At 42.4% G+C, this 21,042-nt stretch carries 19 protein-coding genes and 1 pseudogene; 5 read left to right on the top strand and 15 right to left on the bottom strand.

Translation table 11 applies throughout. The features are described 5' to 3' along the window. Positions 1-22: 22 nt before the first annotated feature. The 11 genes and pseudogenes from C1G57_RS03720 to C1G57_RS03770 form a co-directional block, all read right to left on the bottom strand. Positions 23-512: pseudogene (locus tag C1G57_RS03720) on the bottom strand (YkgJ family cysteine cluster protein). A gap of 51 nt (positions 513-563) precedes the next feature. After that, the gene (locus C1G57_RS03725; RefSeq protein WP_105113795.1) at positions 564-1,211 is read right to left on the bottom strand and encodes a Maf family protein; all 648 of its coding nucleotides are present in this window, start codon (positions 1,209-1,211) and stop codon (positions 564-566) included. 50 nt (positions 1,212-1,261) lie between these two features. Beyond that, the gene (gene nt5e / locus C1G57_RS03730) at positions 1,262-3,610 is read right to left on the bottom strand and encodes a cell surface ecto-5'-nucleotidase Nt5e (RefSeq protein ID WP_105113796.1); all 2,349 of its coding nucleotides are present in this window, start codon (positions 3,608-3,610) and stop codon (positions 1,262-1,264) included. A gap of 130 nt (positions 3,611-3,740) precedes the next feature. Beyond that, complete coding sequence (locus C1G57_RS03735; RefSeq protein WP_105113797.1) at positions 3,741-5,009, bottom strand: dihydroorotase; 1,269 nt, start codon at positions 5,007-5,009, stop codon at positions 3,741-3,743. Between the two features lie 28 nt (positions 5,010-5,037). Further along, positions 5,038-5,691 (bottom strand): uracil-DNA glycosylase, encoded by a 654-nt coding sequence (locus tag C1G57_RS03740; RefSeq protein WP_105113798.1) that lies wholly within the window; start codon positions 5,689-5,691, stop codon positions 5,038-5,040. A gap of 9 nt (positions 5,692-5,700) precedes the next feature. Beyond that, positions 5,701-6,627 (bottom strand): glycosyltransferase family 2 protein, encoded by a 927-nt coding sequence (locus C1G57_RS03745; RefSeq protein WP_105113799.1) that lies wholly within the window; start codon positions 6,625-6,627, stop codon positions 5,701-5,703. Positions 6,628-6,733: 106 nt separating this feature from the next. Continuing rightward, the gene (gene pyrE, locus C1G57_RS03750) at positions 6,734-7,366 is read right to left on the bottom strand and encodes an orotate phosphoribosyltransferase (protein WP_105113800.1); all 633 of its coding nucleotides are present in this window, start codon (positions 7,364-7,366) and stop codon (positions 6,734-6,736) included. A gap of 93 nt (positions 7,367-7,459) precedes the next feature. Beyond that, positions 7,460-7,786: an inorganic diphosphatase gene (locus C1G57_RS03755; protein WP_105113801.1), complete on the bottom strand. Its 327-nt coding sequence runs from the start codon at positions 7,784-7,786 to the stop codon at positions 7,460-7,462. Further along, on the bottom strand, positions 7,779-8,474 hold the full coding sequence (gene pyrF / locus C1G57_RS03760; protein WP_105113802.1) for an orotidine-5'-phosphate decarboxylase: 696 nt from the start codon (positions 8,472-8,474) through the stop codon (positions 7,779-7,781). Before pyrF ends, C1G57_RS03755 begins: the two co-directional genes overlap by 8 nt. Before the next feature lie 167 nt (positions 8,475-8,641). Beyond that, positions 8,642-9,583: a dihydroorotate dehydrogenase gene (locus C1G57_RS03765; RefSeq protein WP_105113803.1), complete on the bottom strand. Its 942-nt coding sequence runs from the start codon at positions 9,581-9,583 to the stop codon at positions 8,642-8,644. Between the two features lie 9 nt (positions 9,584-9,592). Next, a complete protein-coding gene (locus C1G57_RS03770; RefSeq protein ID WP_269088238.1) occupies positions 9,593-10,390 on the bottom strand; it encodes a dihydroorotate dehydrogenase electron transfer subunit in 798 nt (265 codons plus the stop codon). A gap of 183 nt (positions 10,391-10,573) precedes the next feature. Here C1G57_RS03770 and C1G57_RS03775 point away from each other — a divergent pair, with 183 nt between their 5' ends. The 5 genes from C1G57_RS03775 (at position 10,574) to glgB (ending at position 17,264) form a co-directional block, all read left to right on the top strand. Then, positions 10,574-11,485 carry a LysR family transcriptional regulator gene (locus tag C1G57_RS03775; RefSeq protein WP_105113805.1) on the top strand — a complete coding sequence of 304 codons (912 nt, stop codon included), beginning with the start codon at positions 10,574-10,576 and terminating at the stop codon, positions 11,483-11,485. A gap of 162 nt (positions 11,486-11,647) precedes the next feature. Further along, positions 11,648-12,775: a glucose-1-phosphate adenylyltransferase gene (locus C1G57_RS03780; RefSeq protein WP_105113806.1), complete on the top strand. Its 1,128-nt coding sequence runs from the start codon at positions 11,648-11,650 to the stop codon at positions 12,773-12,775. A 12-nt stretch (positions 12,776-12,787) separates the two neighbouring features. Further along, positions 12,788-13,903 (top strand): glucose-1-phosphate adenylyltransferase subunit GlgD, encoded by a 1,116-nt coding sequence (gene glgD / locus C1G57_RS03785; RefSeq protein ID WP_105113807.1) that lies wholly within the window; start codon positions 12,788-12,790, stop codon positions 13,901-13,903. 8 nt (positions 13,904-13,911) lie between these two features. Continuing rightward, positions 13,912-15,357, top strand: a complete 1,446-nt coding sequence (locus C1G57_RS03790; protein WP_105113808.1) for a glycogen synthase — start codon at positions 13,912-13,914, stop codon at positions 15,355-15,357. A 68-nt stretch (positions 15,358-15,425) separates the two neighbouring features. Then, a complete protein-coding gene (gene glgB / locus C1G57_RS03795) occupies positions 15,426-17,264 on the top strand; it encodes a 1,4-alpha-glucan branching protein GlgB (RefSeq protein ID WP_105113809.1) in 1,839 nt (612 codons plus the stop codon). Positions 17,265-17,346: 82 nt separating this feature from the next. On the opposite strand, the gene C1G57_RS03800 is transcribed toward glgB, so the two are convergent. The 4 genes from C1G57_RS03800 to C1G57_RS03815 all read right to left on the bottom strand — a co-directional run bounded on the left by C1G57_RS03800 (position 17,347) and on the right by C1G57_RS03815 (position 20,737). Further along, a complete protein-coding gene (locus tag C1G57_RS03800) occupies positions 17,347-18,156 on the bottom strand; it encodes a transporter substrate-binding domain-containing protein (protein ID WP_105113810.1) in 810 nt (269 codons plus the stop codon). Between the two features lie 489 nt (positions 18,157-18,645). After that, positions 18,646-19,113 carry an 8-oxo-dGTP diphosphatase gene (locus C1G57_RS03805; protein WP_105113811.1) on the bottom strand — a complete coding sequence of 156 codons (468 nt, stop codon included), beginning with the start codon at positions 19,111-19,113 and terminating at the stop codon, positions 18,646-18,648. A gap of 146 nt (positions 19,114-19,259) precedes the next feature. Next, the gene (locus C1G57_RS03810) at positions 19,260-20,165 is read right to left on the bottom strand and encodes a hypothetical protein (protein WP_105113812.1); all 906 of its coding nucleotides are present in this window, start codon (positions 20,163-20,165) and stop codon (positions 19,260-19,262) included. 59 nt (positions 20,166-20,224) lie between these two features. Beyond that, positions 20,225-20,737, bottom strand: coding sequence for a GNAT family N-acetyltransferase (locus C1G57_RS03815; RefSeq protein WP_161941100.1), 513 nt, complete (start codon positions 20,735-20,737; stop codon positions 20,225-20,227). Positions 20,738-21,042 lie beyond the last annotated feature (305 nt).

The following is a 21,042-nucleotide window of genomic DNA, read 5'->3' on the forward strand; positions in this document are numbered from 1 at the left end:
TAGATACCGACCGTTAAGAAACTTACATTCGTTCACGCAACTTTTCAACGAAGAGATAGGCTGCTGGGCAGATTAAAGTATTCTTTATCGTTAAATTGTTGATTTGGTAAATCTTCTTTCTATCTGTATGCGGAAATTCTCGACAGGCTTTAGGACGAGCATCATAGATACTACAGAGATTGTCGCCTCCCAGGAAGGGACAAGGCATGGATTGGAAAACCTTATCGCCATCTTCATCCACACGCAAGTACATGTCTTCAAAGACTGGTAATTTCATGCGCAAATGCTTGGCAATCCGAGTTATATCAGCTTCTGTAAAAAGCGGCCCGAGCGTTTTACAGCAGTTGGCACATTCCGTACAGTCGATTTCAGAAAAGACTTCTGCATGAATTTCTTGAACTATTCTATCCAGATTTTTTGGTGCTTTTTTTCTTGAGATTGGCTAGAAATTTTCGGTGTTCTCCTTGCTTCTGCTGGGCTAGTTGCTTGTATTTTTCGATGTCTACGCACATAAACTCTCCTTTTCGACCTCTATTATACCACAAACAAACTTTTCAGCTCTGCTATTTTTCAAAAGACTGATGGGCGAAAATCCTGCGGGAAACTTCGGCTACAGGCAGACCGATGATGGTGTGAATATCCCCTGAAATGCCTGCCACAAAGCGCGGATCTAGCTCTTGAATACCATAGGCTCCTGCCTTGTCGAGTGGCTGTTTTTCGTGAATGTAGGACTGAATGACCTCCTCTAATGCTGGATAGTAGTCCACAAAATCAATCTGTGCCAGTGTGTAAAATACATCCAGTGAATGAGCTGTTCGCAGGCAGACAGAGGTCACAACCTGATGGCTCTTACCAAAATAGGAACGTAGCATGGTTTCAGCTTCTTCCAAATCTTGAGGCTTGTTAAAAATCTGTCCATCTGACACGACGATGGTATCTGCAGAAATATAGAGATGACCAGGCAATAAGTCAATATCCGACTTAGCCTTGGAAATCTCACAACAGGTTTTTGCAGCTCGAGTTAAAAAATCATCGCTAGCAAATTCTTTCATAAAGTGCTCTTCAATCCCTCGTTCATCCACTTCAACGGATGCGATTTGTGGTTGCAAGAATTCTAATAACTGTTTACGACGTGGTGAATTACTGAGTAGAACATAGGAAGTAAGAGCAGGTTGGCTTCCTACTTTTTGATAGTCAAATACGGTTTTCATATTTCCTCCATTCAAAAACAGAGCCCGAAGACCCTGTTTCTGTCATATGATTAGTTTGTTTTGCGACGACGAACGGTCACTGCAAGACCAGCAAGACCAAGCCCAATCAAGCTAAGAGCCAGACTTGATTGATCACCGGTATTTGGCAGGCTCGCTGCTGAGCTAGTAGCTGTTTTTTCCTTAGCAGCTGGGGTCGGAGTTGCCAAGACAGGTTTGACAACTGGTGTGGAATCCGATGCAGAATTTACAACCGCTATCTCTACAGTCTGTCCCAATCCTGGCTGGGGTTGCTCCAAGATAGCAGTTGTATCCTGGCTTTGATTAGTAGAAGGAATAACCAGCTGAGGCACCTCCACCTGGTTAACCGAGGTAGCTACATCCGCTCCTTGTTGACCTGTTTGGGCTGCATTTGGTAAATCTTTAATTGTAACAGAAATCGGATTTTCTGAAATAAATGGCCAATCTGATACGAGCACTTTCCCAGGATAGGATAAGGAATCATTAGGGTTTGTTGAATGATACACTTCAACAAAATCCAAATATTTATCTTTATCTGTATCCAAGGTTGAGTCCACAGAAACCAAACGTGAATTTGGATTTACCTCTTCATAAACCGATAAATTAGTAACCTTCAAATAATCTGCAAATACGCTATCCATTGAAGGCCCCTCTTCACGGGCACCACCAAGCATAGTATAGCCATCACCGCCTGCTGCCAAGAAGTCATTAGTAGCTAAATAATAAGTTTTCGTTGAATCCAAGTCTTCATATAGACCTGTTTCAGGATTGAAAATTCCAATTAAGAGAACACGCTTTTCAGCTGGCAAACTAGTATCATAAAATACTTTAGCACCAGAAATGTGTAGGAAGCCACCACTTGCCTCCAAAAGCGGACGTCCATTTTCATCCAATACTGGAGCGCCTGTTTCCTTATCTGCTTGCAAGGTGGCAGATAAAGACTTGGCAAACATATCAGCAATCTGCTGACCAGTCACAGTGATTTGAGAAACAATATTACCAAATGGCAAGACAGCAATAATGTCGCCTTTTGTAACAGGCTGGTCTTTAGCGATAGTGGCGCGAAGACCTCCTCCATTGGTCACAGCAAGGCTTGTTTTGTTTGAGAAACCTGTTTGACCATAGGCATAAATCGCATCTGTCACCGCATTACCCAAGTTGGTTTCGCGAACACGTACATTTGAACGTTCACCATTCAATTCAACTGGATTGTTGGCAATAACAACTTGAGCATTTTCAGCTTCGTACTTGGCTTTGATTTCAGCAACAAGTGCTTCGATTTTGGCATTTGGAGTAACAGTTTTGGCATCCGCAGCAGAAATAAGGCCTGCTTCAGCTAGCAACTGGTTAGATTTCAAGGTGACCTTACCAATGTTGTTCAAGTATGAACCGGTTTGGTTGTAGGTAACGTTGTTGCCATAGGTTGTTGACTCAACTGTATGAGAATGCCCGTCAATCACAATGACACGTTTACCAGCCAATTTGCTGTTTTCAGAAAGAGCCTGTGCCAAGGTAGACCCTCTCCATTCGACAGGAGTTGTTGTATCAACACCCAAGTGAGCAAGGATGATGTAGTTGTTGTACACACGGTTGTCAGCCAAGGCACGCGCTTCTACCTCGTCAACAACTTTATTGACTTCAGTGATTGGGTCAGCAAAAGTAACGCCTTCAACGTTTTTAGGGTGGGTTTTGGTGGCTGTTTCAGGCGTTGTAACACCGATAACAACGAACTCATCACCAACCACAGTTGGAGTTTTATCTACGATTGTTGATGCCTCAAAGACACGAGCACCGTCAACATAAGTATTGGCACTCAAAAGAGGAAAATTCAAGGTTTCTTTATACTTAATCGCCTGGTCCATGCCAAAGTCAAATTCATGGTTACCAACTGCCATGGCATCATAACCAACTTGGTTCATGATATTGGCACGATCTTCACCCTTAGTAGAGTTTGAAATTGGCAACCCTTGGAAGGCATCACCAGCATCTACAACGATGGTATTTTCAACCTTTGCACGCTCTTCTTCAATAATAGCGGCAGCCTTGGCATCACCGATAACGCCAGAACGTGTATCTTCAAGAATACGACCATGCACATCATTGGTGTGGATGATGACTGCTTCAACTGTTTCAACTGGCTCAGTTACTGCAGTTGTTTCAGCAGTTGCAGTGTCTGTTGCTGTTTCTACAGCCCCTGTAGCAGGTGTGCTAGCCTGTTCTGCAGTCGCTTGAGTACTTGGAGCTACTTCTTGACTGGTAGCTGCGGTACCTGCCGTCGTGCTTGATGGTGTCGTTTCAGCAGCCTGTACCTGTTGTGCCAATACGAATGGAGACAACAAGAGAGTAGACAACACTGGTAATAAGAAATCTTTCTTTTTCATAAACAAACCTTTCTTGTGCGTAATTCACAAGACTATTATACACTTTTTTCAAATAAATAAGAATATTGAAATCGTTTTTACAGGAAAAAGGTTCGATAAAAGCGAATTAGTTCCCTAACCCGCTCACATTTTATTGATTAAAAACAATCTGTCCATCTGAGATTGTGTAATAAACCTTCCCTTTCAAGCTATCTCCGATAAATGGTGAATTAGCTGATTTAGAAGCAAAATCGGCAGTGACCGTACGGTCTGCAGTCGGATCAAAAATGACCAAATCTGCAGGTCCATTTTCGGCAAGATAACCAGCATCAAGTCCGTAGAGCTTGGCAGGGTTAATGGTCATCTTCTCCAGCAGTTGCAAGAGGCTTAGGTGCCTATCTTCTACCAAGTGAGTCAGACCCAGTGAAAGCGATGTTTCTAAACCTGTCATTCCTGACGGTGCTTGAGTGACGTCCTCTACATTTTTCTCATCGGCATGGTGAGGGGCATGATCCGTCGCTATAACAGAGATTATGCCAGATTTCAATCCGTCAATCACTGCTAAGCGATCACTTTCCAAGCGTAACGGCGGATTCATCTTGGCATCGGCACCTTTTGTTAGCAGTAAATCTTCTGTCCGTGAAAAATGTTGCGGTGCTACTTCTGCTGAGACATTTGCTCCTAGATCTTGAGCAAATTCAACGACCTTTACAGATTCAGCCTTGGATAAATGCTGGATATGAACACGCGCACCCGTTTCATAGGCAATCATGACATCACGGGCCACCATGCTGTATTCTGCTACGCCAGTCGCACCACAGACATGGAAATGTTTTGCTGCCACTTGCTCGTTGAGCCCCAAAATACCATTCAAATCAGGGTCTTCTTCATGCAGACTGATGAGACAGTCATGTTCCTTGGCTAATTTCATAGCCTGTCTAACCACGCCAGCATTTGTCAAAGGAATACCGTCGTCCGAAAAGGCCACCGCTCCAGCTTCTAGCAAGGCTGGGAAATCGGTCAGGTTTTGCCCGTCGAATTGATTGGTAATAGTTGCCACGCTGTAAATGTGAATGGCTTCTTTTTGGGCAGATTCCAAGACTTCCTTCAGGGTTTCGACAGTCGAAATGGTCGGAGCGGTATTGGCCATCATGACCACAGAAGTAAAGCCACCAGCTGCTGCCGAAAGAGCTCCAGTATGGATATCTTCCTTGTGGGTCTGACCAGGTTCGCGGAAATGCACATGAACATCGACCAAGCCTGGGGCAACCACCAAGCCTGTCGCATCAATGACCTGCTCCACATCTTCCGTAATTGAGTCAGCAATTTTGACGATTTTTTTCTCATCAATCAAGACATCGCAGACTCTATCTAGTCCAGATTGCGGATCAAGGACACGACCATTTTTAACTAATAACATTCAAATTCTCCTTTATCAGACACCTCAACTAACGGAGCCAATCAATTTCCGTGCATCCTTTTGAAGTCAAATAAGCATTTGCTTGTGAGAAAGGTTTACTTCCAAAAAATCCTCGGTAGGCTGAAAGCGGGCTTGGATGAGCTGATTCGATAACCAGATGGTTTGGATTGGTAATCAAGGCTTTTTTCTTGCGGGCATAAGCACCCCAAAGAATAAAGACCACAGGCTGCTCCAAGTCATTGACCACCTTGATGATAGCATCGGTAAACGGCTCCCAGATTTGCCCCGCATGACCATTGGCCTGTCCGGCTGGCACCGTCAAGCAGGCGTTGAGTAGAAGTACCCCTTGCTCTGCCCAGGCTGTCAAATCGTGGTCCTGTTTGACCCCGATATCATCCGACAATTCCTTTAGGATATTTTGGAGAGATGGCGGAGCGGGCACCGAATTGGGTACAGAGAAGGACAAGCCCTGGGCCTGACCAGGTCCGTGATAGGGATCTTGCCCCAAAATAACCACCTTGACATTTTCTAATGCCGTTGTCTGAATGGCAGCAAATACCTTCTCCCGAGGTGGATAAACTGTTCCACCAGCATAAACATGGTCCAAAAATTGATTGATCTTACCAAAATAATGTTCTGGCAACTGAGCCTTAATCAATTCATGCCAGGCTGAATGTTCCATACACAACTCCTAGTTTGAACTTTTTTCTTTGACAATATAAACAGGGCGTTTCTTGGTTTCCAAGAAGACTTTTGCCAAATATTTACCTAGAATACCAATGGTCATCAACTGCAAGCCACCCAAAAACAGGATGATACAGATAGTTGATGGCCAGCCGATTGTTGGATCACCAAATACCAAAGTTTTAAATACAACGAACACCATCAAGACCAAAGACAGTAAGAAAGTGAAAAATCCTGTATAGGAGGCAATATTGAGCGGTGTATCAGAAAAATTGATAATCCCTTCAATAGAATAAGATAGCAACTTCCAGAATGACCAACTGGTTTCACCAGCCACTCGCTCCACATTTTTGTAGGGCAGGTATTCCGTTTCAAAACCTACCCAGGCAAAAATACCTTTTGAAAAACGATTGTATTCTGAAACAGACAAAATAGCATCCACCATGTGACGTCGCATGAGACGAAAATCACGGGCACCGTCTACCACCTCGACTTGACTGATTTTATTCATCAATTTATAGAATAATTTTGCAAAAAAGCTTCGGATTGGAGGTTCACCATCACGGCTGACACGACGGGTTCCAACACAGTCTAAATCTGCATTGGCATCCAACATTGCCTTCATTTCTATCAGCATTTCAGGTGGGTCTTGTAAGTCAACGTCCATAACAGTAACCAAGTCGCCTGTAGCGGCCTGCAAACCAGCATAAAGGGCTGCTTCCTTTCCAAAATTTCTTGAAAATGATAGGTAGCGAACGGCTTGGTCTTGACCAGCCAACTGACGCAGGACCTTTAAGGTTCCATCCTTGGAGCCATCATTAACAAAAATATATTCAAATGGTTCCCCCATTTTCTTACGGACTTTTTCCATCGCCTCGTAAAAATAGGGAATTGCCTCTTCTTCATTATAACAAGGCACGATAACTGAAATCATATTCATTCTCCTCATACAGTCAATTATTGTAAGCTACAAACTTATGAACACCATTATACCATTTTACAGGATAAGTTCCCAGAAATCGTGCACTGAACATTATTTCCTAGTCTTCCTGCCAGGTTTCTTGGTTTTGACGGAATTTTTTCAGCAAGGTCAAGCCATCAGCATTTATATAGCCTTGAACTTTGGCTACTTTGATGAGTTCGGAATAATTGCTGAGCGTTACCAATTTGACACCAGCATTATCAAAATTACGTTCTGCTTTTGGTAATTCGTAAGTGAAAATAGCCACCACACCGATCACATCTGCGCCTTCACGCTCAGCAGCTGCAACCGCATCCAAGACCGAACCACCTGTAGAAATCAAGTCTTCAATGACCACCATTTTTTGTCCTTTGACAATGCGGCCTTCCAACTGATTGCCAACACCATGTTCTTTTGGTTTGCTACGGATATAGGCAAATGGCAAGTTCATTCGGTCTGCAATGATGGCACCGTGAGGAATACCCGCAGTCGCAGTCCCTGCAATGACTTCTACTTCTGGAAATTCTTCTTCAATACGCTGAACAAAGCCGTCTTCAATCAGGTTCCGAGTTTCTGGATATGACAAGGTAATTCGGTTGTCTGTATAAATAGGTGATTTGATGCCTGATGCCCATGTAAATGGCTTTTCTGGACGCAGATGAACTGCCTTAATATCCAATAAGTGTGATGCGATTTCTGTTGCTAATGTCATAATAGACCTCCTTTTAAATGCGTGCCTTCTCTACATGACCATCCCGCCGGATAGCCAAGCTATTCCTAAAGTGTTGTTTTAATGTTCAAATTTCTAGTCCACCATTTCAATCCATGAATCAAAATACTGTTCAATAAAATTGGTTTTCTCTTTTATTTCTGTCACGTTCAGTTTTTCATCCAGACCTGTCAGTACCCATTTATCCTCGACATCGTCTCTTCGATGGACAATTGCGACCAATTTTCCCTCGAAAGATGTCAAAGGTTGCTGAACATCTTTGGAAATGATGTAAACATCCTGTTCTTCATCATCTCCAGCCAATAGATTTGGAACATAGCCGTAATTGATGGGGTACTGGTTGCCAAATTTATCAATAAACCCTATAGGTCTATCAATTAGAACCTGATAAACCTTATTCACAATTCCATTCCTCCTTAATAGCCAGATAGGCCTGGTAAGGATTTTCTGCTCTAGTAATTGGACGACCGACCACGATATAGTCACTACCGATAAGGGCTGCCTCAGCTGGTGTCATCACCCGTTTTTGATCGCCGACCTCGCCACCTGCTGGACGAATTCCTGGTGTCAGACAAACAAAGTCAGAACTGGTCGTACCTTTAATGAGTGAGACTTCATGGGCAGAGCAGACGACACCATCCAGACCTGCTTGGGCAGCCTTTTGGGCATAGTGGACAACCGCATCCTGCAAGCTAGTCTGGATATTTTGGTCACTGCGCATTTCCTCTTCGGAAGTTGACGTCAACTGTGTAACAGCAATCAAGATAGCATCCGACCCCAATCCTCTGCGAGCAGCCTGCATCATTTCCACTCCGCCTGCTGCGTGGACGTTGGTCATATCCACACCCAGCTTGGCCAAGACCCTCATAGCAGACTCAACGGTATTTGGAATGTCGTGCAATTTTAAATCTAGGAAAATGCTGTGTCCGCAATCTTTCAGATAAGAAATAATGCTTGGACCTTCCGCATAGTAGAGTTCCATTCCTACCTTCAAATAGAGCTTTTCCTGAGCTGGAAACTCGTATAGGAAAGCTTCAACTTCTTCTCTTCCTGCAAAATCTAAGGCAATAATTGGACGATTCTCTTTCATAGCTTCCTTTCCAAATCGACACAAAAACCCTGCCAGATTGGACAGGGAGGTAGACGAAATCAGCCTGACCAGTAAATTGTCAAGCTAGTTTATGCTACCTTTCCAGCCTCTCTGGACTTGGTTAAAGGACGATGTTACTTCAATAATACTCTTTTATTTTATTTTTGTCAACGCTTACCCAAGTTCTCTCGAACTTCTTGGCGTAGGTTTTCTAAGGTGTCAATACCATAGACATCCATGCGTTTTGGTAAGTCTTCAATAATCTTTGGACAGGCAAAGGGGTCTGTAAAATTGGCAGTACCAACACCAATTGCTGAGGCCCCTGCAATCATCATTTCAAGAGCCTTGTCAGCCGAATCCACACCTCCCATTCCGATAATCGGTAGATTAGTCGACTGCGCAACCTGACGGATGAGCTTGAGTGCAACTGGAAAGACCGCTGGACCTGACATACCGCCTGTGCCATTTGCTAAGATTGGCTGGCGTGTTTTGAGATTGAATCGCATTCCAACCAAGGTGTTTATCATAGTCAAACCAGAGGCTCCTGCATCCTCTGCAGCCTTGGCCAAGAGGGTGATGTCTGCCACACTTGGTGTCAGCTTAACATAAACAGGTACAGATGAAGCTGCGACTGCTGCTTTTACAGCCTGGTAAGCCAATTCCGGTACCTGCCCAATTAAAAGACCATTATTGCCATGGTCCACATTGGGACAGGAAATGTTCAGCTCAATAGCTTTTACGTTTGGCGCCTTTGAAATTTTCCCTGACACATAGGCATATTCTTCATTGGAAAAGCCTGCTACATTGGCAATGATTGGCAGGTCTGGAAAATGCTGCGCTAGCCAGGGTAATTTTTCGGATAAGACGGCATCAACACCTGGATTTTGAAGTCCAATGGCATTGAGCATACCTGCTGGCGTTTCGGCCACACGGGGAGTCGCATTGCCATAACGGGGATGCCGAGTAGTCGCCTTAATCATAATGGAACCAAGTTGGTTAAGGTCATAGTAGTCCGCATACTCCTGACCAAAACCGAAGCAGCCAGAGGCTGGAATGATGGGATTTTTCAAGTCCAAACCAGGCAGGGAAATCGCTAATCGTTTTGTCATATCAACCTCCTACAAAATCAAGCTACCTGTCGCAAAGACTGGTCCTTCTTTACAGACACGCTTGTTTTCATGCTCCTGGCCCTCTTTAGGTTTGACCACACAGGCGTAGCATGCTCCCGTGCCACAAGCCATGCGAGCTTCAAGGGAGATGTAGGCGTGAGGATGGTCCTGAAAGCGTTGGTCAACATAGTCCATCATAGCAGGTGCCCCACATGAGTAGATAGCCGCAAACTCATCTGTCAGCTCTTCCACCACACGTGCGACCGTGCCTTTCTGCCCATAGGAGCCATCATCCGTTGTGACATGGACTTGGCCGTAGAGTGCCAATTCTTCTTCCAAAATGACAGCCTCCTTGGTGGCAAAGCCAATGACTGACGTGACCTTGACACCACGTTCCGCAGCCTGTTTTGCAACCTCAACTAAAGGAGGAACTCCGATACCTCCACCAATGATGAGAATGTGGTCTCCTTCCTTGAGAAAGCCTACTTCAAACCCTTTCCCAAGCGGTCCCATGACATCCAAATAGTGACCATTTGGCATTTTTGAAAAGACTTCTGTCCCCTGACCTTCCACTCGGTAAATAATCCGACAGTGCGATTTAGCTTTATCAATCTCCGAAATGGAAATCGGTCTTCGCAGGAGCATGGAATCATCAGGAACACGAATATGGATAAACTGACCCATTTTCATATCCTGAACCATCTCACCCTGCAAAGTCATGGCAAAAATACCTGGAGCAAGCTGGACTTGGTCAACAAGCAACATCTGTTCTTTTAAAATCATCTTTTCTCCTATTCTATGAAACACAGAAAACAAGAAAGTCGATATAGAGAAAAAACCTTGCTGGCTAGCAAGGTTACACGAAAAGAAGGCAGTATCTGCCCTATTTATCACGTTCCCTTCTTCGCCTCTCTGGACTCAGTTAAAGGATATATTTTCAGCATTATACATTTTTTAGAATAATTTGTCAAATCATGATACAATAGAAATATGAGAATTCAACAATTATACTATATTATCAAAATCGCAGAAACTGGTAGCATGAACGAAGCTGCCAAGCAACTCTTCATCACCCAACCCAGCCTTTCCAACGCTGTACGTGACTTGGAAAAAGAGATGGATATCAAGATTTTTCTACGCAATTCCAAAGGAATTACTTTGACAAAAGATGGTATGGAATTTCTTTCTTATGCTCGTCAGATTGTAGAACAAACTGAACTGTTGGAAGATCGCTATAAAAACCCGAATGCCAAGCGACAGCTGTTTAGTGTATCATCACAACACTATGCCTTTGTGGTCAACGCCTTCGTATCCCTTTTGAAAGAAACAGACCTAGAAGATTACGAACTATTTTTACGGGAAACACGGACATGGGAAATCATCGATGACGTAAAAAATTTCCGTTCAGAAATCGGTGTCCTCTTCCTCAACCATTTCAACCGTGATGTTTTGCTAAAACTCTTGGACGATAATCGTCTATCTTATACCCATCTATTTACTGCCAAACCACACGTATTCGTCAGCAAGACCAATCCACTTGCCAAAAAAGACTCCATTACTCTTGATGATTTAGTAGAATTTCCTTATCTTAGCTATGAGCAAGGTATCCACAACTCCTTCTACTTTGCTGAGGAAATTTTAGCTCAGGAGCACCATAAGAAATCCATTGTCGTATCCGACCGTGCCACCCTCTTCAATCTCTTGATTGGTCTGGATGGCTATACTATTGCTACAGGTATTCTGAATTCCAATCTCAATGGTGATAACATCGTATCTATTCCCCTAGAATTTGATGACGAGATTGAATTGGTCTATATCCAACACGAAAAATCCATGCTCTCAGATATGGGAGAAAAATTTATCAATTACTTATTAGAAGAAGTTAAATTTGGTAAAAAATAAATCTATTCTTATATAGACATACACAAAACGATATGTTATACTATATTTATGAAAGCACTTGAAAGAAAAAATGAAATAATTCTATTTTCTTTAAGGAAACGCTTTCATTTTTTTTATTTATGTGATATAATCCATGTATAATATATTTTAAGGAGTGGTTAGATGGCTCAAAATAAAATGTTAGCTATGATTCTTGCTGGTGGACGTGGAACACGTCTAGAAGGTTTGACAAAGAAAGTCGCCAAACCAGCAGTCGCATTTGGAGGAAAATATCGTATTATCGATTTCCCTCTCAGTAACTGTGCCAACTCAGGTATCGACATTGTCGGCGTTTTGACCCAGTATGAACCTGTACTGTTGAACTCTTACGTTGCCCAATCACAACGTTGGGGCTTGGATGTTCAAGGTTCTGGTGTCTTTGTCCTTCCTCCAAGTGAGAAGATTGAAGGCTTTGGTCTGTACAAAGGTACTGCTGATGCTATTACACAAAACATCGATTTCATTGATTTGAACGATCCTGAATATGTCTTGATCTTGTCAGGTGACCACATCTACAAGATGAACTATGACAAACTCCTTGATACCCATATCCAGAAGAAAGCAGACGCTACTATTGCCGTTATTGAAGTGCCAATCAAAGAGGCATCACGCTTTGGTATCATGAATACCGATGAAGATTACCGTATCGAAGAATTTGAAGAAAAACCAGCAAATCCTAAGAGCAACTTGGCATCCATGGGTATTTATATCTTCACTTGGAAGACCTTGAAAAAATATCTCCAAGAAGATGATAAATCTGAAACTTCTTCACATGATTTCGGTCATGATATCATTCCGAAATACTTGGAAGATGGTCGTACTCTTATCGCTCATCCATTCCGTGGCTACTGGAAGGACGTTGGTACTGTTAACAGCCTTTGGGAATCAAACATGGACTTGATTGACCATGCTGGTGACTTGGACCTTTCTGACCGTTCGTGGAGAATTTACTCAGAGGACAAGGGCTCTCCAGCTCAAGTGATTGGCTCAACTGCAACTGTTAAATCAGCTTATATCGACAAAGGAGCTGTCATTGATGGCTACGTAGAACACTCTGTCATTTCAACTGATGTACAAGTGAACAAGGATGCTGTGGTTAAAAATTCTGTCCTTCTTCCTGGTGCCATCATCGGTGAGGGAGTTGAGCTAGACTATGTCATCGTTGCTGAAAATGTTAAGATTGCGGATGGAACCAAACTCTCTGGTGACGCTGATAATATCCTCTTGATTGATAAGAATGTAACCAAGTAAGAAAGGACTGCTATGCTAAGAAATACTCTAGGAATTGTAAATATTGAAGGAAACAATGTACATTTTGGTGATGTCATGGAACATCGTGGCGTACAAGCCTTTGGTTTTTTGGGACGCTACAGACTGATTGACTTCGTTCTATCAAATATGTCAAACTCAGGGATTACAGAGTTCCAAGTCTACATGCCTGTTCATATGCGTTCAACCATCCAACACGTTGGTACTGGTAAACACTACAATATCAACAGTAAACGCGGTTCTCTTCGCCTGCTCAATAGTGTAACAGACCCGAACTCAGTTTACCAACATGATATCAATGCTTTTTCTGACAACCTTCATTTTATTGAAAATTCAACCAAAGAATATGTCTTGATTGCACCTTCTTACTTCATCTACAGCCAAGACTTTACAAATGTCATGGAAGAACATGAGAAAACGGGTGCTGATATTACCGTTCTTTATAAGAATATCACCGATGCCAAAGAAAACTTCATCGGTTGCCAAACCTTGAAATTTGATGATAACAAGCGTGTTGTAGCCTTCGAAGAAAACCATGGTAAGTATAAGAACCGTCCTGTTTCACTAGAAGCCTACATCATGAAACGCACGACCTTTATCGAGTTGATCAAGCGTGCTAACAAGGTTTCATCACTCTACTGGTTGAAAGATATTCTTCGCGATACAGTGGATCAATACAAGATCATGGGCTATGCACATCGTGACTTCGTTGCTTGTATCAATAACGTAGAATCTTATTTCAAAACTCAGATTGATTTGATTGACCGTGACACACGTAAACTTCTTTTCAAAAACGACTGGCCAATCCATACACAAACTAGCGACTCTTCTCCTTCTCTTTATGGTCCACTGGCTGAAGTAAAACGCAGTTTGATTGCCAACGGTGCAAATATCAATGGTCAAGTAGAAAACTCCGTTATTGACCGTGATGTGATTATTGAAGAAGGTGTCGTTGTTAAAAACTCAATCATTCTCAATGGTGTAACAATTAAAAATGGTACGACTGTTGAAAATGCCATCATTGATAAATCGACTAAGATTATTCATTCTACTGATATCAAAGGTAGTGAATCAAATCCAGCCTACATTAAAGCACATCAAATCATCTAGGAGAAATCATGACAAGAAAATCTGTTCTCTTTGTTGCATCTGAAGGACTTCCATTCATCAAGACTGGTGGTTTGGCCGATGTTATCGGATCCTTGCCAAAAGAATTGGTAAAACAGGGGTTGGATGTCCGTGTGGTTCTACCACTCTATAAGAAAATTGCTATCAATAACCATGCTGATTTTGACTATGTGTCCAGTTTTGATGTTCGTGCAGGCGACATTCAGTCCATGGCTAATGTTTACAGCCAAGTAATCGATGGTGTTACCTTCTATTTCATTGAACACCGTGACTTCTTTGAACGTGATGAACTGTATGGCTATGACGATGATGCTATGCGTTTCGGTTATTTCCAGCATGCAACCTGTCGTCTATTGGAAGCCTTGGATTTCTTCCCAGATGTCATTCATACACATGACTGGCATACTGCTGCACTTCCATTCCTCTGCCGTACTTTCTATAGCTACCGTGACGAATTCCGTGCTATCAAGCATGTCTTCACCATTCACAACCTGGCTTTCCAAGGCATTTTCCATAAACAAGCCCTTTGGTCTGCTCTGGGAATGGACTACAGCTACTACTTAGATGGGATTGCTCGTTTCCATGACGAATGCATTTCCTTTATGAAATTGGGAATTTTGTATGCTGACAAGGTAACAACCGTTTCAGATACCTATGCGCGTGAAATTTTGACCGAAGAATTCGGTGAAAATATGCAACACGTCCTAGAGCTTCGCAAGCATGATTTGGTTGGTATTGTTAACGGTATCGACTACGATAGCTGGGACAGTCAGACAGACCATTATCTAGTGAAGAACTACGGTCTTGAAACAATCGGAGATAAGAAAGCCAATAAATTGGCTTTGCAGGCACAGTTCGGCCTTCCACAAGACGAACACGTTTTAATGATTGGTATCGTTTCCCGCTTGACTTGGCAGAAAGGTTTCTATCTCTTGACAGAGGTTCTCAGCCATCTTCTTCAAGCCCATGTACAATTTGTCATCTTGGGCAATGGTGAAGCAGATGTTGAAAATGCCTTTAACCATTTCAAACACGCTTATCCTGAAAAATTCGCCTTCTACCGTGGCTATAATGAACCGCTTGCTCATCAGATTTATGCGGCAAGTGACCTCTTCCTCATGCCATCTATGTTTGAACCATGTGGTATCAGCCAGTTGATTTCGATGCACTATGGAACACTTCCATTGGTTCGTGAAACAGGTGGATTGGTGGATACAGTGACACCGTATCATATTGACAGCAAAGAAGGTACTGGATTTACATTCGGTGGTCGTGATGCCTACAATATGCGTCAGGTCTATGATTTGGCCCTCCAAACCTACTACGACCGTCCGGAAGACTGGTACGCTATGGTGAAACAAGCAATGGGACGCGATTTCAGCTGGACTGCTTCTGCTGAAAAATACATCTGGCTCTATCGTGAAATTAGCAGCTAGATAAGATTTGACAACAAACTGAAGAGGAGTGCGACCAGGGTCCACTCCTTTTCAACAAGGAGATTGCTATGACAGAATTTACTGATTTAGATTTATACTATATGAATTCCGGTGAGCACACCACTCTCTACGAGAAAATGGGGGCTCATTTGATAAAGGAGCGCAATAAGATCCTTGGCACTCAATTCCGTGTCTACGCTCCAAATGCCCGTGAGGTTTATCTAGTTGGAAACTTTAACGACTGGCAACGTAGCCATCCAATGCAATGGGAAATTGATGGTGTTTTTCAACTTTATGTAGAAGGCTTAAAATCACTTGAAGATTACAAGTACCTCATCATCACCCATGATGGTCGTGAAATTTATAAGGCTGATCCTTATGCCTTTTTCAGTCAAGTGCGTCCAAATACTGCGTCGACAACCTACAATCCTCGTTACAAGTTTAAAGACGATGTCTGGATGTATCATCGTGTCAACTATGACTTTAAGGAGCAACCTGTTTCTATCTACGAAGTCCACCTTGGTTCTTGGAAGCAAAAATTTGCTAATAAAAACGAAGGCGGTGCACCACTTGAGGCCTTCAATAGTTACAAGGAAATTACACCGCTTCTCATTGAGCACGTCAAAGAAAATAATTACACCCATATTGAGCTCTTGCCCATCACCGAACATCCCCTGGATGCTTCTTGGGGCTATCAGGTAACTGGTTATTACAGCCCTACCAGCCGCTACGGCAAGCCTGATGATCTCAAATACCTAGTTGACCAATGTCACCAGGCTGGGATTGGGGTCATTCTGGACTGGGTCCCACTTCATTTCTGTAAGGATGCTCATGGTCTCTATCAATTTGATGGTAGTTGGTTGTATGAATACCCTCATGAACAGGACCGTGAAAATCACCAGTGGGGAACAGCCAACTTTGACCTTGGTAAAGGCTTGACACGTTCCTTCCTTCTATCCAATCTTAAGTATTGGTTGGAATACTTCCATTTCGACGGTATTCGAGTGGACGCCTTATCTTATCTTCTCTATTGGCGTGGTGAAACAGAAGATGACAAAATCAACCACGGAGCGATTGATTTTATCAAACGTGTCAATGCCATGGTTCATACAGACTATAAGGGTGTCTTGATGATTGCGGAAGATTCGTCAAGTTTCCCTAAAGTAACCCATCCCCTAGAAGAAGGTGGTATTGGTTTCGATATGAAATGGGATTTGGGCTGGATGAACGATACGCTCAAGTTTGTCGAACGTCCGTCTGTCTATCGTAAATACCATTCAAATGAAATTACCTTTGGTATGTATTACAACCAAAATGAGCAATTCCTCTTGCCCTTATCTCATGACGAGGTTGTCCATGGAAAGCATTCCATCATTGATAAAATGAATGGAGATTACGAAGATAAGTTCCATTTGGCGCGTGTCTACTACAGCTTCTACTTTGCCCATCCAGGTAAGAAATTACTCTTCATGGGCAATGAATGGGGCCACATCCGTGAATGGCATGAATACACTGAAATGGATTGGGAGTTGCTTACCTATCCAACCCACTCTAGTTTCTACCAAATGATGAAGACTTTGTCTACTTTCTATCGTGAGCACGATGCATTTTGGAAGTATGATTACCAGGCCTACGACAAGGGATTTAAGTGGGTGAAAATTGATAGCGAAGCTAGTCTCTATGCCTTTTCACGTATGAGTGATGACCAGGAAATCTTGACCATCCATAATTTTAATGATCAGGAATTGTTTGATGTCCACCTGGATTTGCCAGCGGATAGCGAGTACAAACTTGTCTTCTCATCAAATGTCCTTCCAATGGAAACATTTAGCCTCTACCCAGATGAAAACGGAGCTAGAATTACAGTTCCACGTTTGACTAGTTTTTATCTGGAGCGGGTGAAATAATTACCTATAAGAATGAAGTATTGAGCTTCATTCTTTTTTACATGCAAAAACAACCACCGTTTCCGATGGTTGTTCGTCTCATTTATTCAACTGCTGTATAGGTTGCTGCTTTTTCAAGGAAGGTATCAAATTCGCCACTTGCTTTTACTTGAGCGATGACCTTGTCAATTTCGGTTTTTAGTTCTGTGCTTCCTTTTGGAAGGGCGATAACTTTTGAGTTCTCGTCAATAGTTGGAAATTCCACTGCTGCAATGGCAAGGTCGCTGTTTTGTGAAACATAGCCTGCTGCAACTGGAGAATCCATCAAGACTGCTTCTACTTTACCCGTCTTCAATTCATTAACTGCTTCCCCCATTTGTGTCAAGGAAACAATTTTTGCATCTGCCATTTTTTCTTTGGCATAGGTTTCTTGAGTTGACCCTTTTTGAACTGCCAATGATTTACCTGCTAATGCGTCAATACTTGAAATAGTTTCAGCATTCTCTTTCTTAACGAGTAGGACATCGGCAATTTGGTAATAACTTTCAGAGAAGTCAAAGACTTTGGCACGTTCTTCAGAGTAAGATAGCCCTGCGATGGCAATGTCAGCCTTGCCAGATTGAACACTGTTCAAAACGTTGTCAAAACTCATTGATGACACTTCAAGTTTCACACCTAATTCATCTGCAATTTTCTGTGCTAGCATAATGTCAGCACCAACCACTTCATTTTTTCCATCTACAAGTGTTTGGAATTCAAATGGTGCATAGTCAGGACTGGTCGCAACAACCAAGGTTCCTTTTTCCTTGATTTTTTCAAGTGTTGATTGGCTTGATGAAGAGCTGGTTGATGAACAAGCTGCCAATGTAAATCCTGCCAACAGGGTAGCAGCTAGTGTAAGTAGTTTTTTCATGTATGTATCCTCTTATTTCTTTTATTTTTTTATTAAAACGATGTCATTTCTTCTAAAAAATCATCGGGCTTTGAAAGCGATTTTCCCCATATTTTCTCCCTCTTTTCAAAAGATATGTCTAGTATAAAGTAATTTTATACAGTTGTCAATATGTATTTTGTATTTTTATGCGAAATTTATATTTTTTTATTCAAAAAAAATAATCATTAAGCTAATACTATTTAAATAAAAATATAGGGAACATATGACTAATGGATAATCTATGTACTATAAGCATTTTAGATAATAAAATGTTTCCAAAAATCCATTAAATAGTTTATTATGTAAAACAAAAAAGCAAATACAGATGCTATAAGAAGCAGCTCAAGATTATCTACGCCCATTATATCCCTCATTTCTAAAAATATGCGAAATATTTTATAAAAATATCTTGATATAGAACAACAAGATTGTAAATATTTTTACAAATAATTAAAAAATGAAGCAATCCTACCTAAAATTCTTATCCCACGCTCCATCATCATTTTTTCGAGTATAAAAGAACTCAGATAAATCTGGGTCATCCATAACCTTTAGGATTTCTAGCAAATCATAGGCTAAATCCATCTGCGGTAAGTCTGTTTTCTTGACCCAACGCACCTCGCCCTCTTCAGTTGATTGGAGGGTTCCAGTAAACTCCGTCGCCTTATAGAGAAAGACCAGATAGCGATGTCCTTCCTTGTCAGGCCAATGCTTGATACCAACCAGATGAGCATTTGTGATGACCAGACCAGTTTCTTCCTCAACTTCCCGAACAACCGAGTCATAAAAATTCTCACCTTCTTCAACATGCCCACCAGGAAAGGCAACACCTGACCAACGATAGCGTTCAGGGTCCCGAATTTGCACGACGACATTCCCATCCTTATCTTCAATCAAACACATATTGGTCAAGGTAACCGTTTCTTTTCTAGCCATCATATTTCCTTTCTATCCATTTCACACTGAAATAAGCAATCAACTGGTCTACTTTCCCACACAACCAGTCAGCTTTAGCTTCAAAATGAAAACTCATCAATCTATTCTATCAGAAAAAGCCAAGGTAGACTAGCCTTGACTTGTTCTTACCAACGAGGGTTGGCTTCGAAAATCCAGCGGCGCGACCAGCTATGGCTTTGGCCTGGTAGGAGTTTGATGGTCTGGATGATTTCTGGACTGACGATGTGGTCTGTCGCCCAGAGGAGCAGGCTGGTCGGTTTGACATGGTCAATCCCAGTGACACTCGCTTGCGCTCCCTTATGGCTGAGTTTCCAGGTAAAGGTCTCACCAAGGCTTGCCTTGTCCGTGCTAAGAACACTGAGCGAAACGTCGGTCTCGCATTTTTCAAAAGCAATGGTCTTGCCGTCCGCTATAAAGTTGTTGTGGTCATAGCCACCAAAACCTTCAAGACGTTCATGACCTAGGTCATTCATATCTGGCAAGTCCAAACGATAATCAGGCGAGATTGCCATGCCATCAATGCTGAGGAAATTATGACAGTATTCTTCTGTTTCAAACGCCTTTTCACCCACATTGGTAATAGTCGCTTCTAAGATAAGACTATTGTCCTCAATCCGAATGGTCTTCTCAACCTCTGCAGCAATGCCCATGCAAGGGACAGCTTCTGTGAAAAATGTAGCAGAGGTTTCCGTATGGCTATAGGTAACAGGGTAAGGAATGACCTCCTCGTACTTATGGGCAAATTGGTAGCCCAGATCACTATCTTGCTTGATCAAGCCAACACCCAATTTTGGAAAGTAGTCGCCAATCTGGACACCAGCAGCAAAATCCCCAGAAAACTCACAGCAGAGCCCTCTTCCCCCAGAAGATAGATGCCGCAAGTTCATGGGTTCATTGGCACCAAAATGCGTATCTCCATCCAAGGTCACATCTGAAATAAAGCCCGCACGGTCAAAGCGAAAAGTATCATTTGGTCGCTCGCCAGGTTCAGCGATTTCAACTCTCAAGCGATGGTTGGTTAGTAAAATCATAAGAATCCTCCTTGTCTCAGGCTCATTATAGCATAAGAAAAAGGTGTATTCAATATTTGTTATATTATATTTATAATTTTTTTGTCCGCTAAATCTAAAAGCATCCTATATTCTCTTCGATCTTCCCCTAGTTTGACGGTCTTTTCAAGACCATCAAAGCGAAAGCCAACCTTTTCATAAAAGGCAATCGCACGCGCATTCCCCTCCAAGACCCAGAGGGAAATCTGTTTGTAGCTCTGCAATTTTTCCAAAGCCGCCTGCATGAGCTGATAACCAATCTTTTGTCCATAGAAATCCGCCAAAACATAAAGAGCGTATATCTCACCAGCTTGCGACAAGTCCGCCTGGCTGCTTGCACCGTAGCAAACAAAACCAACAACCCGGTCATCTACCAGAGCTACCAAGATATTTTGCGGATAGCGAGCAGCCCAATCTTGGCACCGCTCCAAGGTGTAGGTCTTTTGCAGAAAATCCTGCGGTAACAAACCAGCATAGGCCTCCTGCCAAGCCTTCCAATGAACATAAGCCTTGCCCTGGATTTCATTTTCAGTTTCCATTGGTTTGATAAGCATATCCAATCCTCCACTAGTATAGTCTATTTCTATTATACCCAACAAACATGAATTAGCAATCATCAACTACAAACGGAACTGGCAATAGAAAAGATGGTGCCTGAGAAACAGACAACCATCTTCTTACTCCATGAAAAAACATTCGCTAGGCAGAACGAGCATATGCAACCTACATATGCCCTACCCTATTCCATTCGGATTCCACTATATACTGATTTCTCAAGATAATCTATTTATACTCTTCGACAATCAAAATTAGATGTTGTTGACTTGATTTGATGAGTGAAAAGATCCAGTGGCTCTTT

Source organism: Streptococcus suis (genome assembly GCF_002960425.1).
GTDB lineage: Bacteria > Bacillota > Bacilli > Lactobacillales > Streptococcaceae > Streptococcus > Streptococcus suis_S.